This is a genomic window from Pseudomonas sp. NPDC078416 (assembly GCF_050268485.1).
In the GTDB taxonomy this organism is placed as follows: domain Bacteria; phylum Pseudomonadota; class Gammaproteobacteria; order Pseudomonadales; family Pseudomonadaceae; genus Aquipseudomonas.
The window spans coordinates 108,128-121,999 of sequence record NZ_JBNNGV010000008.1; the positions used below are offsets into that span (position 1 = coordinate 108,128).

The 13,872-nt window shown below is 63.0% G+C and carries 15 protein-coding genes; 1 reads left to right on the forward strand and 14 read right to left on the reverse strand.

The window, feature by feature from the left end; translation table 11 throughout:
• Positions 1 to 6 precede the first annotated feature (6 nt).
• The 12 genes from ACQKEN_RS10710 to arsC all read right to left on the reverse strand — a co-directional run bounded on the left by ACQKEN_RS10710 (position 7) and on the right by arsC (position 11,517).
• Positions 7 to 672 carry an amino acid ABC transporter permease gene (locus ACQKEN_RS10710; protein ID WP_065992814.1) on the reverse strand — a complete coding sequence of 222 codons (666 nt, stop codon included), beginning with the start codon at positions 670 to 672 and terminating at the stop codon, positions 7 to 9.
• The gene (locus ACQKEN_RS10715; protein ID WP_427685436.1) at positions 665 to 2,437 is read right to left on the reverse strand and encodes an aconitase X; all 1,773 of its coding nucleotides are present in this window, start codon (positions 2,435 to 2,437) and stop codon (positions 665 to 667) included. The genes ACQKEN_RS10710 and ACQKEN_RS10715 overlap by 8 nt, the downstream gene beginning before the upstream one ends.
• A 340-nt stretch (positions 2,438 to 2,777) precedes the next feature.
• On the reverse strand, positions 2,778 to 3,590 hold the full coding sequence (locus tag ACQKEN_RS10720; RefSeq protein ID WP_192172921.1) for a transporter substrate-binding domain-containing protein: 813 nt from the start codon (positions 3,588 to 3,590) through the stop codon (positions 2,778 to 2,780).
• Positions 3,591 to 4,006: 416 nt separating this feature from the next.
• A complete protein-coding gene (locus ACQKEN_RS10725) occupies positions 4,007 to 4,762 on the reverse strand; it encodes a helix-turn-helix domain-containing protein (RefSeq protein ID WP_427685437.1) in 756 nt (251 codons plus the stop codon).
• An 85-nt stretch (positions 4,763 to 4,847) separates the two neighbouring features.
• The gene (locus tag ACQKEN_RS10730) at positions 4,848 to 6,116 is read right to left on the reverse strand and encodes an FAD-dependent oxidoreductase (protein ID WP_427685438.1); all 1,269 of its coding nucleotides are present in this window, start codon (positions 6,114 to 6,116) and stop codon (positions 4,848 to 4,850) included.
• Positions 6,117 to 6,124: 8 nt separating this feature from the next.
• The gene (locus ACQKEN_RS10735; protein WP_065992824.1) at positions 6,125 to 6,361 is read right to left on the reverse strand and encodes a (2Fe-2S)-binding protein; all 237 of its coding nucleotides are present in this window, start codon (positions 6,359 to 6,361) and stop codon (positions 6,125 to 6,127) included.
• Positions 6,354 to 7,490, reverse strand: a complete 1,137-nt coding sequence (locus ACQKEN_RS10740; protein ID WP_427685439.1) for an NAD(P)/FAD-dependent oxidoreductase — start codon at positions 7,488 to 7,490, stop codon at positions 6,354 to 6,356. The genes ACQKEN_RS10735 and ACQKEN_RS10740 overlap by 8 nt, the downstream gene beginning before the upstream one ends.
• Positions 7,487 to 8,437: a 4-hydroxyproline epimerase gene (locus tag ACQKEN_RS10745; RefSeq protein WP_427685440.1), complete on the reverse strand. Its 951-nt coding sequence runs from the start codon at positions 8,435 to 8,437 to the stop codon at positions 7,487 to 7,489. The genes ACQKEN_RS10740 and ACQKEN_RS10745 overlap by 4 nt, the downstream gene beginning before the upstream one ends.
• 436 nt (positions 8,438 to 8,873) lie before the next feature.
• Positions 8,874 to 9,557 carry a GntR family transcriptional regulator gene (locus ACQKEN_RS10750; RefSeq protein ID WP_122622244.1) on the reverse strand — a complete coding sequence of 228 codons (684 nt, stop codon included), beginning with the start codon at positions 9,555 to 9,557 and terminating at the stop codon, positions 8,874 to 8,876.
• 89 nt (positions 9,558 to 9,646) lie between these two features.
• Positions 9,647 to 10,318: a DNA-3-methyladenine glycosylase I gene (locus ACQKEN_RS10755; RefSeq protein WP_065992830.1), complete on the reverse strand. Its 672-nt coding sequence runs from the start codon at positions 10,316 to 10,318 to the stop codon at positions 9,647 to 9,649.
• A 243-nt stretch (positions 10,319 to 10,561) separates the two neighbouring features.
• On the reverse strand, positions 10,562 to 11,167 hold the full coding sequence (wrbA, locus tag ACQKEN_RS10760) for an NAD(P)H:quinone oxidoreductase (protein ID WP_074892325.1): 606 nt from the start codon (positions 11,165 to 11,167) through the stop codon (positions 10,562 to 10,564).
• The gene (gene arsC, locus ACQKEN_RS10765; RefSeq protein WP_427685441.1) at positions 11,164 to 11,517 is read right to left on the reverse strand and encodes an arsenate reductase (glutaredoxin); all 354 of its coding nucleotides are present in this window, start codon (positions 11,515 to 11,517) and stop codon (positions 11,164 to 11,166) included. Before arsC ends, wrbA begins: the two co-directional genes overlap by 4 nt.
• A 135-nt stretch (positions 11,518 to 11,652) precedes the next feature.
• On the opposite strand from arsC, the gene ACQKEN_RS10770 reads away from it, so the two are divergent.
• Positions 11,653 to 12,120, forward strand: coding sequence for a TlpA family protein disulfide reductase (locus tag ACQKEN_RS10770; RefSeq protein ID WP_427685442.1), 468 nt, complete (start codon positions 11,653 to 11,655; stop codon positions 12,118 to 12,120).
• A 44-nt stretch (positions 12,121 to 12,164) separates the two neighbouring features.
• On the opposite strand, the gene ACQKEN_RS10775 is transcribed toward ACQKEN_RS10770, so the two are convergent.
• Positions 12,165 to 12,677 (reverse strand): GNAT family N-acetyltransferase, encoded by a 513-nt coding sequence (locus tag ACQKEN_RS10775; RefSeq protein WP_427685443.1) that lies wholly within the window; start codon positions 12,675 to 12,677, stop codon positions 12,165 to 12,167.
• A 200-nt stretch (positions 12,678 to 12,877) separates the two neighbouring features.
• Positions 12,878 to 13,777 (reverse strand): LysR family transcriptional regulator, encoded by a 900-nt coding sequence (locus ACQKEN_RS10780; protein WP_427685469.1) that lies wholly within the window; start codon positions 13,775 to 13,777, stop codon positions 12,878 to 12,880.
• Between the last annotated feature and the right edge of the window lie 95 nt (positions 13,778 to 13,872).

Sequence of the window (13,872 nt, forward strand, 5' to 3'; positions counted from 1 at the left end):
ATCTCCTCAGTACCGGAACAGCCGCCAGGACAGCAGCCGGGCAACGGCCACGATCAGCTTGGCGATCAGGTAATAGAGCACCGCCGCAATGGCGAAAAATTCGAAGGTGCGGAAGGTCTTGACGTTGTAATCCTGGGTCACGCCGGTGAGGTCGTTGTTGAGGCCGACGATCACCCCCATCGAGGTCATCAGCACGGCCCAGACCATCTGGTTGGTCAGCGGATAGAAAACGATGCGCAGCAACTGCGGAATGACGATCAGCCGGTAGGCCTGAGGCGCGCTCATGCCCAGCGAACGGGCGGCGCGCAACTGGGTGTCGGGCACGGCCTTCAGACCGCCGCGAAAGTTCTCCGCCAGATAGCCCGCGTTGTTGATGGTGATGCCGGCGAGCAACGCGGCCCACGAGCTGATGTGCAGGCCGAACGAGCCCAGGCCGAAATACAGGATGTACACCTGGAACAGGGACGGCGTGTTGCGCGCGATGGAAATCCAGGTGGCGGCGAAGCCCCGGAACAGGCGGTTTTTGCCTTGGCGCATGAACACCAGAAACAGCGCGATGGTGACGCCGAGGATCATCGACAGCGCGGCGGTTTCGAAGGTCACCCAGGCGCCGTTGAGCATATCGGGCAGGGCCTTGAACGCCGCGCGCCAGTGGAAGTTGTAATCAAACATCTGCGCTGACCTCCGCTTGGTGCGCCGCCATCAACCAGACCGGCAGGCGCCCGCTGGCAACCCCGGTGATCGCGCTGTGTACGCACTCGGCCAGGCTGGCGAAATGCACGCGGCGCCCCACCAGCCCCGGAGCGTAGTGGGCGTACTTGCCGGAGTTGGTCATCAGGTTGCGCGCGGTCGGCGGAATCACCGGCTCGCCGAGCATGCACCAGCAGGTGTCGGTGACGAACTGCACGCCGAAGCCTTCCAGCGTGGCGACATAGCCGGCCTGTCGCGCGCGCTCCAGGGTGGCGCGGCCGCAGGTGATCACGATCGCCACATTTTCATGCTTGCGCTGGCTGCCACACAGGTGCGCCAGGGTCGCGCATTCGCTCAGGGAGAAATGCGGGTTGCCCAACGTCACCGCGTCCACTTCCGGCGTCTGCGCGCTGTTCAGTTCGCGCCAGCTGTGCAGCAAGCCCGCCGGGCTGACGCTCAGGGTTTTCTCCGGCGCGTGCCCGCCCAATGCGAGTTCGGCGGTGGTGGCTTCGGGTGTCACGCCGGCGATATGAAACATCGGCGCAGCGGACGTGGTGGCGAACGCAGCGCCGAACGCTTTCAGGTCATCCAGCGTCGGCGCCTTGTTTTCCAGCCCGCAGATCACCGGGATCGTGGCGCCGCACAGCAGCCCGACGTGATAGCCGAGCAGCGGGTAGAAACTGTCGTCGAGGCCGTCCAGTGCCGGGACGTCGATGCGCAGGGTCGCCAGCCGTTGTTGGGTCAGGTGGCAGCCGATCTTCGGCGCGCGGCCGGTGAGGGCGATGCAGATGTCGAGGTAGTCCGGGTACTTCAGGCTGCGCGCGCCGATCACGCTGTTGGCGTAGACCACCGCATTGGACTCGGCCCAGACGATCTGCTCGCCCAGCTCCGGTGCGCTGTCCAGCAGGTACGGCGCGCAGGTAAAACTCACCCGCGCGCCCATGTCCAGATAGGCATCGCCCAGTTGGCTGGCCGGCTCGCCGAGGGCAGGGTCAACACCCAGGTCGCGCCAGCGACGCTTGTCCACGGAGATGGAATTGAGGGTGGTGGGCACGCGGACTTTGCCGCCCCAGGCCACCAGTTGCCGGGCGAAACGCAGGCTGGCCGGCCCGGTGTAGATGCAGCCGTCGATGTGCGCCTGGGTGATGTCCAGCAGTTCGGTTGCGCCTTGCAGTTCGGCCATGCGCAGGATGATGCCCATCGCCACTTGCGCGGCTTTGCCGTAGGCGCCGTCGAGAAAACCCTGGTCTGTTTCGGTGAGAGAAATCTGACTGATCGGGCGATGACTTGTCTGGTTTGTTTGATCGCGAGGCAGGGGCGGCGGCAGGGAAGCAAAGCCGTTCACACGGTCATCCTCGACCCGCACGAACGCGACGTCCCGCAGCGCCGCAAAACCCGCTTCGCCGAGGCTGATCACCGGGATCGAATGGCCGAACATCTGCTCGGCGATCAGCACGCCGAGGGTGAGGATGTCTTCCACGCGCTCGAAGACCAGTGCGGCCGGCGCGTGGCCGTTGAGGATCAGTTCGAGCAACACGCTGCTGCCGGTACACGAACCGCGGCCGCTGGGAATCGCCAGCACCCGGCCGTTGATGAACTGGCCGCTGAGGGGGTGATGCCGATCAATGACTTCACCGGTAAACGGCTCGACCCCGCCCCAGAAACTCAGGCCCACGTCGGCATACAGCAATTCGCCCTGGGCGCTGCCGGAGACAAGACAGCGCCCGTTCAACGAGGCTTCAGACATCGTGGGCTCCTGAGTAATGAACCGAACCAATTTGCACTGCAACCTGTTTGATCGCTCCCACGCTCCGCGTGGTAATGCCGCTTTCAACGCTCCGCGTTGCGCTTTTCTGACGCAGAGCGTCAGGCCCTGCATTACCACGCAGAGCGTGGGAACGATCAGCAGGGCGCGGGACGATCACCTCGTAGGAGCGTGGCTTGTCCCGCGATCTGCCGGGAACCGGCAGCGGACCGGAAAACGCGGTGTGTCAGATCCAGCCGGTTGCCGGGTTTCACGACGGGTTCCCCGCCGATCGCGGGACAAGCCACGCTCCTACGCGGTCCGCTCCCTCTGATCGGTCCCCTCAGTAATAGACGCCCGGCACCGTCAGGTCGACCGGCTTGCCGCCCACCCACTTTTCATACAGCTCGGCATAGCGACCCGAGCGCACTTGCTGGTTCACGAACAGGTTCAGGTAATGAATCAGCCCGTACTCGTTACGCTTGGCCGCAAGGGAAACATAGTCGATGGTGTAGGGCGCGTTACCGGCAATCTTCAGGCCTTTGTACTTACCGGATTTGATCGAGGCGGCGGCAACGGTGTTGGTGACCACGGACGCTTTGATGTGGCCCTGGGCGACGGCGAGGATGGTGTCGTTCTGGGTCTGGTAGGCGCGGAAACTGCCGCTGCCCCATTTCTTCTGATCCTTCTCCAGGGCGATCGCTTCGAACGTGCCGCTGGTGTTGCCGACGTCCTTGCCCTTGAGGTCGTCGTAGCTGTTGATGCCGGCGTCGTCGCGGGTCAGCACCACCATCTGGAAGGCGAAATACGGGATGGTCATCGCCACCGTTTTTGCTCGCTCCAGAGTGTCCGAGGTCGACGCCACGATCACGTCCGCGCGGCCTGAAACCAGCGCAGGAATGCGGTCCGGAAACGGCGTTTCCACTACCTCTGCGGTGACGCCCAGCACCTTCGCCAGATCGTTGCAGTAATCAACGTCAAATCCGACCGGGTTGTTCTTGTCGTCACGGGAGCCCATGGGCGGGAAGTCCAGGGTGACGGCGCAGCGCAGCTTGCCGGAATCGATGATGTCATCGAGCTTGTCGGCCAGCGCGGTATTGATAAAAGACGAGCTCATGACGGCGAGGAGGGCGACGGCGACAGCTTGGTTTTTCATAGAAGCCTCGGTGCGTGCAGATGGAAGAACGGTCGGATAAGTAATTTCGTATACGATATTTGATATGCATGCAGCGTGCCCGTTTTGCCGGTACGCCGTGCAGGGCTCTGGATCAGCGGGCTCGTGGAGAGCGGCGTGGTTTGGGAGAGGAGAGGGGTGTTACATAAAGGAGCAGGAATGTGGGGCGTGCTTCATTGATGCACGTTGCGGTGCGGGAAAGACGCAGACTGCGCCGCACCGCAATCATCCAGCGGGACTGCAATCATCGTAGGACCGGCTTCAGCCGGGAAAGCGTCAATCGGCACACTGCAAAATCAACGGTGCACACAAGGGCCTCTTCCCGGCTAAAGCCAGTCCTGCAAAGGCACCGCGATTATCCAGTGGCATTGGATAAAGCCGGTCCTACGAAACCGCGTTCACTCAGCTATTTTCCGCGAACCCCGATACTCACTCGGCGAAGCCCCGGTCAGCGCCTTGAACTGGCGGCTGAACGCGCTGTGATCGGTGTACCCGCAGCGCAGGGCGATCTCGGTGATCGACAGGTCTTCCTGCAACAACCGCGACGCTTCACCCAGCCGCGCCTTGTGAATCATCTGCCGTGGGGTCAACTGGAAGATGCGTTTGCAGTGCCGCTCCAGCTGGGCGATGGACAGCCCGGCAATGGCCGTCAGTTGCTCAAGGGTGATGGGCCGCGCGAAGTGCTCGCGAATGTACGCGTCCACCTCGACCAGCTTCTGATACGCCGGATGGGTCGTCTGCAGGATCTGCAGGTCCCGGGAAATGCCCGCCAGCCCGATGATCGCGCCGTGCCGGTCGCGCAGGGCGATCTTGTGGGTCAGGCACCAGATCGGCTGATTGCCGTAATACAGGTGCAGCTCCAGCTGATCGCTGAGTTGCCTGCCATCGGCCAGCACCCGGCGGTCCTGGGCGGTGTACAACGGGCCGAAGCGCGCGGGGAAGACTTCTTCGGCGGTCAGCCCGACGATCTGGCTTTTCTCCTTGAAACCGCAGCGCTGCACCAGCGTCTGGTTGACCAGCGCATAGCGGGCCTGGGCGTCCTTGACGAAAAACACCACCCCGGGAATGGCATCGAACAGCGGCGCGACCAATTCCAGGCTGGCGAGCAGTTGATCGAGGTCGTGCAAGGGGGCGGTGGGGATGAGGTCAATCATGTTCACGGGCGGGAAGGCCGGGCGGAGGATGGGATCGATGATGCGGCATCTTCCCTGCGACGCCTAGTCGGGATCTAGACTCACTTCAAACAGATTCGCCCTCATCCAGGCAGGCGAGGGTGGAGATCCGCGCCGGGCTGAAGGGTGGGCGCAACAACGGGGGTTCCCAGCCGAACAACGTCTGCGCCGCCGTCCCGCAGATACGCCCCTGACAGGCGCCCATTCCGCAACGGGTGGCGAGTTTGGCGCTGGTCCAACTGCCATGTCCGGCAAGGTCCGCATAACGCACGTCCTCGCAGCGACAGACCAGCGTTTCCGGCGCCGCCAGATGTTTCAGCGCAGGGTTCAGGCTGAACGCTTTGTTCAACCGATCTGCGAAACCCTGCCAGCGCTGCCGCTCAACCCACAAGCCTCGTGCAGTGTTCTTATCACCAACAGCCACCAGCCCGGCTATACGGCCTTCGGCCAGTGCCAATTCGCTGCCGCCGAACCCGGTGCATTCACCCGCTGCGAAGTGATCGGCCAGACTGCTCGCCTGCCAGTCATCCACTACGATGGCCTGATCCCGCACGGTACAGCCCAGTGCCTGGGCGATCTCGACGTTGGGCACCAGACTGAAACCGCAAGCCAGACGCTCGCAGGCAAGCTCTTCAATCTTGTCACCCACCTGAATGCGCACGCCTTCCAGCTGATCCGTGCCCAGCGCCGCCAGCACATAGGCCGACGTTCGATAAGCCGCACTGGCCAGCGTAACCGCCTGAATCGCCTTGTTCGGCCAGCGCCACAGCCCGGCGGCAAATCCGGCGACGGCGCTCAAGGGCGCCTGCTCGGCAACGCGCACGACCTCGGCGCCGTGCTTTTGCGCCGTCGCCGACGATGCCAGCAACAGCGGGCCGGTCCCGGCAATCACGATGCGTTCATCAGCGACCGCCAGCCCGCCTTTGATCAGCGCCTGCAAACCGCCGGCGCCAGTAACGCCCGGCAGTGTCCAGCCGGGGAAGGGCAGCAGCCGCTCCCGCGCGCCGGTGCACAGAATCAGTGTGTCGTAACTCAACACCCAGCCGCGCTCGGCATCCTCCAGCAACAGCCGCTTGGGCCCGGCCAGCGCGACGACTTTGCAGCCGCTGTGCAGACGAATGTTGCTGAAAGCCTGCAACTGCCCACGCATGTCCCGGGCTTGTTTCGGCACCTGACCATGTGGGCCGTCGCGCCAGATCTGCCCGCCCGGCAGCGGGTTGTCGTCGAGCAGGGCAATGCTCAGCCCGTGAGGCGCAGCAGCCAGAGCAGCTGCCATGCCCGCCGGACCGGCGCCGATGATCAGCAGATCGACGTGCTCGGTCGTTGTCGTGTTCACGGCGACGGTCATGGCTGAGTCTCGACGCGCATGCCGTCGCGGCAGATCGTCTGGCAGGCCAATCGGCGCAGGCCGTCGATGCTCACCCGGCATTCCTGGCAAATGCCCATGCCGCACAAGGGCGCGCGACGCTGGCCGCTGACTGAGGTGCGGCTGCAGCGATCGCCGCTCGACATCAGCGCGGCGGCCACCGTGGTGCCCTGGGCGAAGCGAAAGGGCTGACCGTCGATGCTCAATTCAGGCATGGGCGCGGGCTCCGATAAAGCGTTGCGGCAGATACGGTTCAACGTCGAGGGGCGGCGGGGTGCGCAGCATTTGCGCGGCGAGCAAGCGGGCGGTGCCGGTTGCCGTGGTGACGCCGAGGCCTTCGTGCCCGACCGCCAGCCACAGGCCGGGTTGGTGCGGGTGCTCGCCGATCAGCGGCTGACCGTCGGGGCTGGCGGAACGAAAGCCGGTCCAGCTGCGAAGGCCAGTCATGTCGCTCAGGCCTGGGAGAAAATCCATCGCCCGACGCAGCATCCGCCCGAGCATGGCGGCGTCGACCTCCGGGTTGTGGTTGTCGAACTGCCGCGATGAGCCGATGAACAGCTGGCCGGTCGGACGCTGCTGCACATTAAACGCCACCGACGGGCCGTTGCCCTTGTGGGCGCTGGTGACGTAGCCCAATTCGACCAGCGTGTGGGTGATCTGCGCGGGGTAGCGGTCGGTGATCAGCAGATGGCCTTTCTTTGCTTGCAAGGGCAGGTCGGCGCACAGCTCGCGGGCGTAGATGCCGCTGGCCAGCACGACGGTCGGGGCTTGCAGCCATTCACCACTCGCCAGCCGAACACGGTTGCCCTGGATTTCCACGACTTCGGCCTGACGCTGAACCACCCGTGAAGACTGACGCTGCAACAGCCAGCGCGCGGCATTGGGCGCGTACAGAATGCCGTCGCCGCTGACCTTCAATGCGCCGAGCAGGCCGGATCGCAATGACGGCTCGGCCGTTGCCAGTTCGGCGCCGGACAGCAACTCGCACGCCAGTCCGTATTCGCGCAGCGCCGCATGCTTGCGCTCGGCTTCTTCCATTTCTTCTTCATTGCAGGCCAGCCACATCGTGCCGTTGGTGCGCATCGCGCAGTCGTCCGGCATCTGTGGGGCCAGCTCGCGCCAGGCCCTGACCGAATATTCCCCGAGCGCCAACTCGGCAGCGCTGTGGTCCAGCACCACCAGATGGCCCATGCCCGCAGCGGTCGCGGCGGGGCGCTGACCATCCAGCACCAGCACATGCAAACCCTGAGACGCCAGCTCATCCGCACACGCCGCGCCGACGATGCCGCCGCCAATGACGATCACGTCGGCGGCATGGCCTTGCAGGGTGGCGGCGTCGGTCATGAGCGAATGCCCCAGGCGAACGGGTCTTCGTCGTCCAGCAGCAAGGTGGCTTCGGCGCTGATGTAGGCGCGGCCACGAATGGTCGGCACGATGCGGTCGCCCGTCTGCCGCTCGCCGTGCTCCCAGACGAAACTGCCTTCGAACTGACTGCCAATCACGCTGGCCTGCTGCCACAGCGTGCCGGGTTGAAGTTTGCCGTCCGCCGCCAGGCACGCCAGTTTGGCGCTGGTGCCGGTGCCGCAGGGCGAGCGGTCGTAGGCTTTGCCGGGGCAGAGCACGAAGTTGCGGCTGTCGGCGTGATCGTCGTCGGCGAACAGTTCGATGTGGTCGATGACGCCGCCGTCTTCGCCGCGAATGCCTTGGCTTTCCAGCGCCTGACGGACCTTCCAGGTGTAATCGGTGAGGGCGTCGAGGTTGTCGGCGGCGACGCTCAGGCCGTGGTCGGCGATCAGGAAAAACCAGTTGCCGCCCCAAGCGATGTCGCCGGTCACGCTTCCCAGTTCCGGCACCTCGACGACGAAATCCTTGCGGTAGCGGTAGGAGGGCACGTTGTCGACGCTGACCGAGCGGTCCTCATGCAGCGTGGCTTGAACCGTGCCGACCGGGGTTTCGATGCGGTGCACGCCGGGGCCTATCTTGCCCAGATGCGCCAGCGATACCACCAGCCCGATGGTGCCGTGGCCGCACATGCCCAGGTAGCCGCTGTTGTTGAAAAAGATCACCCCGGCGCACGCCTCGGGATCCACCGGCTCGCACAACAGCGCGCCGACCAACACATCGCTGCCGCGAGGTTCGAGCACGGTGGCGGCACGCCAGTCATCGAACTGCTCGGCCAGCAACTGACGCCGCTCCGCCATGCTGCCCCGCCCAAGATCGGGAAACCCGTCGAGCACCAGCCGAGTCGGCTCGCCGCCGGTGTGAGAATCGAGGATCTGGATGCGTTTCATGTATTCCCCTGTCGGACTGAGTCTGGAACTGGCTACGTCGATTGCTAGTGGGACCGCCTACACCCGATGGAGCTGGCTACGACGATCCCTGGTAGGACCGGCTTCAGCCGGGAAAGCGTCGGTAGCCACGCTGCAAAATTTATGGTGTTCACACTGGCCTCTTCCCGGCTAAAGCCGGTCCCACTATTGGACCGCGTACACCTCGACGTAACTGGCTACCACGGTCCCTAGTGGGACCGGCTTTAGCCGGGAAGGCGTCGGTCGCCACGCTGCAAGTTTTGCGGTGTCAACGCTGGCCTCTTCCCGGCTAAAGCCGGCCCTACAGATCGCGGCGCGGAGCCACTTCATTATTGAGGCAAGAGTGCCGCGAACGACGCCTAAGGTCTTGACCGATTTCGTCCTCGTCAATGACGAAATCGGCACAGTCGCCGGTCGATCAGATCTCGCTGAGAACCGCATGGGGCAGGTGGGCGTAGAGGGTTCGGCAGACGCCGATGATGTGGTGCTCGATCAGTTCGGCGGCTTTGTCCACGTCACGATCGGCACAGGCCTTGAGGATCTCGCGGTGTTCCAGGTCAGCGCGCTCTTTGCCTTCGTCGAAACTCATCTGCACGCGCAGGTAGCGTTCGACCTTGTCGTGGATCGAGCGAATCATGTTCAGCAGAAACGGCCGCTGCGCCGCTTCATACAGGCAGGTGTGAAACGCCCAGTTCAGCTCGGCCCAGCGTCCGATGTCGTCGTCGCGCATGAATTCGTCACAGATGGCCCGGGCCCGATCCAACTGAGCGGCGGTCATGCGCGGCACGGCGAGGCGGATGGCTTGCACTTCCAGAAGCACCCGCACTTCAAAGATCTGCGCCAGTTCCGGCTCGGAAATCCGCGTGACCACGGCACCCTTGTTGCGCTGGAACTGCACTAGCCCTTCGGCCTCCAGACGCTTGAGCGCTTCACGCACGGGGATCTTGCTGACGTTGAACACGCGGGCGATGTCGTCCTGACGAATCGGCTCGTCCTCGGCGAACTGGCCGGAGATGATCGACTCGCGCAGGTATTTGGAAATCACCTCGGACGCGGAGGGCGCGACGCCGAGGTTCGGGGCGTCAGGAAGAAGGAAAGGCACGCGAATGACTCAGCAAAGGGGATGGCGAATATTGTATACGACCTCCGATTTGTTACGCGCTGTGTCTTTTCACTCCACCGGCAAAACGATCAATGGTTGGCGGTGTACGACAACATCATCGACAGCTGACACATCGGCCGCCCGCTGTCCGCATGCCACTGATTGAACGCCGCTTGCACCGCCGCCTGATCCCGCTGACTGCTGGGCACGCGGTCGACGATCTTCTGCGCATTGAGCGCAGCGACCACGTCATTGCTGGGAATGAAGGTGTCCTTGCCGACCATCCGCAAAAAGCGCGGCGACGACAACCCGCCCATCTGATTGCCGTGCTTGAACAGGTAACGCCACAACCCGACGATATCGGTCACCGGCCATTCAGCGATGAAGTTGCCGAAGCTGCCGTGTTCGTGGGCGATGTCGAGGATCAACTGCGCGTTGCGCGGCACGCTCTTGAGCTTGCCCAGGTGGCGGATGATCCGCGCGTCCTGCATCAGGCGTTCAAGGTGATCGCCGCCCATCAGCGTGACCTTTTCCGGATCGAAGCCGAAGAAGGCCTGCTCGAAGGCCGGCCATTTGGCGTCCACCAGGCTGTGCTTGAGTCCGGCACGAAACACCCGCAACGCCATGGTCGACAGGTAACGGTCGTCGCTGAGGGCTTTTAGTTTTTTCGGCGTGGCGGGGGTCGGCAGATGCGCCTCGAGGGCGGCGACGGAACCAAAGCGGTTGAGACAGTATTCATGGAGCCATTTGTAGTCTTGCATGCCCTCTCCAAAACAAAATTCATGTGCGCGATTGCTGGCGTAGCGCATTTCTCACTGTTTACGGCAGACCCTGTAGGAGCGCGCTTGCCCGCGAATGCGATCTGTCTGAAACATATTTATTGACTGATTCACCGCAATCGTCCGGACGCGGCCCAGACCAGGCGCGCTCCTACAGCGCCCTGTGTTTGACCCGGTTTGAGCAAGGGGTTCCAGCCAATCGCGCGCGAGCAACGCCTTGGGCTATTAACCCTTGGACGGATCAAGCAACAGAGCGGTTTTCGCCAGCCGCTGACCCAGCGCGCGACACAACGCCGTTTCGTGCTCATCCAGCGCGCGTTTGCCGTCGGCGCCGGCGTGATGACTGGCGCCATACGGCGTGCCGCCGCCACGGGTTTCGATCAACGCCGCTTCGCTGTAGGGCAGGCCGCTGATGAGCATGCCGTGGTGCAGCAGGGGCAGCAGCATCGACAACAACGTGGTTTCCTGGCCGCCGTGCAGGCTGGCGGTGGAGGTGAACACGCTGGCCGGTTTGCCCACCAGTGCGCCGGTCAGCCACAGGTTGCTGGTGCCGTCGAGGAAGTACTTCAACGGCGCCGCCATGTTGCCGAAGCGGGTCGGGCTACCGAGGGCCAGGCCCGCGCAGTTTTTCAGATCGTCCAGAGTGGCGTACAAGGCGCCGGCGTCCGGAATGCTCGGCGCCACGGCTTCGCAGTCGGTAGACACCGCCGGCACCGTGCGCAGGCGCGCTTCCATGCCGGTCATCTCCACACCACGGGCGATCTGCCGCGCCATCTCCGCGGTTGCGCCGTTACGGCTGTAAAACAGAACCAGAATGTACGGCGCGCTCATGGCAGGATCTCCAGGATGTTTTCCGGCGGACGGCCAATCACGGCCTTGTCGCCGACGACGAGAATCGGGCGTTCGATCAACTTGGGATGGGCCGCCATGGCGGCGATCAGTTGTTCGTCGCTCAGGCTGGTGTCAGCGAGGTTCAGGGTTTTGTACTCGTCCTCACCTTTGCGCAGCAGCCCGCGGGCGCCGATGTTCAACTTGCCCAGCAGGTCGCGCAGTTGTGCGGCGTCCGGCGGGGTCTCGAGGTAATGAATGATGGTCGGCGTCAGGCCGCGGGCTTCAAGCAATTCCAGAGCGCCACGGGATTTGGTGCAACGCGGGTTGTGATAAAGCGTGAGATCGGTCATTTGCGGGTCGCATCTTGCCTGAGGTGGCGGCTATTCTACCCGCGTCACGGTAACGACCGGTAACACGCGGTGAGCGATGCGCAGCCGGCGTCGCGTCTCTCTAGAAAGAAAGAGCATTCACAAGGAAACAGCATCATGGCAAGGCGATTGGCAGCGGCGGCAGCACTGATTGGAAGTCTGTTGCTCAGCGGGTGCGGTGTGGACCTGGGCACGGACCAGAATGGCGAGAAAGTCGCCAGCAGCCGCGTCGACAAGCACTGGCTGGTGGTCAATTACTGGGCCGAATGGTGCGGCCCATGCCGGACCGAAATCCCCGAACTGAACAAGTTGTCCGAGCAAGTCAAAGGGCAGAACGTCAGCGTGTTCGGCGTCAATTTCGACAACCTCCAGGGCGAAGACCTGAAGAGCGCCAGCAAGGCGCTGGGCATCACCTTCACCGTGCTGGCCCAGGACCCCGCCGATCACTACGACCTGCCGAAAAGCGAAGCCCTGCCGGTGACCTACATCATCGACGACAAGGGCAAAGTGCGGGAGCAGTTGATGGGCGAGCAGACGGCGGCGGGGGTGATGCAGAAGCTGACGGAGTTGAAGGGGAAGGGCTGAGGCAGATCAGGTCAGCTTGGTTGCAAGACGGCATTGCTCGCTGATTAACGCTCATCGGCCAGGAGTGCCCAGCGCTCGTGATCGCACCAGACCCCGGCGATCTGCAGGTATTTCGGGGAGAACCCCTCTTTCCGAAATCCGAGACGCTTGACCAGCGCGATTGAACGCACATTTTCAGGTTGGATGTTGGCCTCAAGACGGTGAAGACCTAGCTCTTCAAAGGCATACCTCGTCGTCAGTTCCACCGCCTGGGACATCCTTCCCGTCCCGGCAAACGAGACCATGCCCCAGTAGCTCAGATACGCGTTCTGAAATCCTTTATAGAAAATCTGGCTTAGGTTGGTCACTCCAACGATCTGCCCCGATTCTCTATCGCGAGCCACGAGCCCAACGCTGGCGCCTGTGGTTTGGGCTGAGTACCACTCCTCGAACCCTGAAGCGGTTGTGAATGGCTGTACCCAGCGGCCGTGGTAGTCCCGGCTTTCCCGATTCGCGTGTAGAAGCTCGTCTAGATCGGTGCGCGTTACCCGGGCGAGCTTAACGTTTGACACTTCCATCACATGTTCTCGTTACCTGCTTTCCCGGTGGATTATTCGCATCACTGACGCCAGTGTTCCGGCAGCCTATGTCCTGTCAGCCTTGTGATTTCATGATGAAGACGAAGCCACCTGAGTCCCAATAAGGCTAGAGCGTTAGTAGGCTCTGGAGGTCGATAGCAGCCTGCCACGAGCGTCCGCTATCGGCCAAAAGAAGACACTCAGCGCCCTGACTGATCACGCAAAGCATCCAGAAGCAGACGAAAAGCCGGTTTGTGCTGGCGCCGGCTTGGGTAGTAGAGGTGATACCCGGTGACGGTGCCAGTCCAGTCCTCCATTAGCCGCACCAGGCGACCTTGTGCCAGATCCTGCTCGACCAGATGCTCCGGGAAGTAGCCCAGTCCGGCACCCGCCCTGACAAAATCACGCATGAGCCAGATGTTGTTACTCACCAGATGCCCGTCGGCGCGTACTTTGATTTCTCTCCCGTTTTTTGCGAATGGCCAAGCCCACAATCCGCCCGAGGTGGGCTGGCGCAGGTTGATGCAGGCGTGCTCGGTCAGATCCTGTGGCGTCAGGGGGCTAGCACGGTGTTCCAGATAGGCGGGGGCGGCCACCAATGCCAGGCGAAAGTCCCGGCCGATGGGCATGCTGATCATGTCCTGAGCCAGCTGCGCCCCCAGGCGGATACCGGCATCGAAGCGCTCTGCAACGATGTCCACCAATGCGTAGCTGTCGTTGATTTCGACCTTGATGCCAGGATAGTCGCTCATCAATTGCAGCGCAGCCGGGGCAAGGACTAGATGGGTTGCGTGCTCCATGGAGGTGATGCGCAGGTTACCCGCCGGTGTGCCGCTGAGTTCGCACAGCTCGTTGAGCCCTGACTCGATCCCGTCAAAATGCGGCCCGATGCTGTCGATCAGGCGCGCGCCGGCTTCGGTCGGCGCGACGCTGCGGGTACTGCGGGTCAGCAATTGCACACCCAGGCGCGATTCCAGTTTGGTGATGGTGCGGCTCAGCGCCGGCTGGGAGACGCCAAGCTGCGCCGCTGCTTTGGTAAAACTGCCTTCACGGGCGACCCGCAGGAGTGCCAGGAGGTCGGTGACGTTGTCGCGCACGATTGATGCTCTGCGGTTATAGGTCTATTCCAACCATACCATCTAATCATTTGTAGGCAGGATGGCTAGAGTGTCCCCTTCGCTTCCCGGCGCTTTCA

What these genes read in the sequence shown, in the direction of transcription:
- ACQKEN_RS10775 (WP_427685443.1), bottom strand. Translation starts at nt 12,677, where the DNA reads ATGGAAGTGTCAAACGTTAAGCTCGCCCGGGTAACGCGCACCGATCTA.
- ACQKEN_RS10720 (WP_192172921.1), bottom strand. Translation starts at nt 3,590, where the DNA reads ATGAAAAACCAAGCTGTCGCCGTCGCCCTCCTCGCCGTCATGAGCTCG.
- arsC (WP_427685441.1), bottom strand. Translation starts at nt 11,517, where the DNA reads ATGACCGATCTCACGCTTTATCACAACCCGCGTTGCACCAAATCCCGT.
- ACQKEN_RS10745 (WP_427685440.1), bottom strand. Translation starts at nt 8,437, where the DNA reads ATGAAACGCATCCAGATCCTCGATTCTCACACCGGCGGCGAGCCGACT.
- ACQKEN_RS10715 (WP_427685436.1), bottom strand. Translation starts at nt 2,437, where the DNA reads ATGTCTGAAGCCTCGTTGAACGGGCGCTGTCTTGTCTCCGGCAGCGCC.
- ACQKEN_RS10735 (WP_065992824.1), bottom strand. Translation starts at nt 6,361, where the DNA reads ATGCCTGAATTGAGCATCGACGGTCAGCCCTTTCGCTTCGCCCAGGGC.
- wrbA (WP_074892325.1), bottom strand. Translation starts at nt 11,167, where the DNA reads ATGAGCGCGCCGTACATTCTGGTTCTGTTTTACAGCCGTAACGGCGCA.
- ACQKEN_RS10740 (WP_427685439.1), bottom strand. Translation starts at nt 7,490, where the DNA reads ATGACCGACGCCGCCACCCTGCAAGGCCATGCCGCCGACGTGATCGTC.
- ACQKEN_RS10755 (WP_065992830.1), bottom strand. Translation starts at nt 10,318, where the DNA reads ATGCAAGACTACAAATGGCTCCATGAATACTGTCTCAACCGCTTTGGT.
- ACQKEN_RS10725 (WP_427685437.1), bottom strand. Translation starts at nt 4,762, where the DNA reads ATGATTGACCTCATCCCCACCGCCCCCTTGCACGACCTCGATCAACTG.
- ACQKEN_RS10770 (WP_427685442.1), top strand. Translation starts at nt 11,653, where the DNA reads ATGGCAAGGCGATTGGCAGCGGCGGCAGCACTGATTGGAAGTCTGTTG.
- ACQKEN_RS10710 (WP_065992814.1), bottom strand. Translation starts at nt 672, where the DNA reads ATGTTTGATTACAACTTCCACTGGCGCGCGGCGTTCAAGGCCCTGCCC.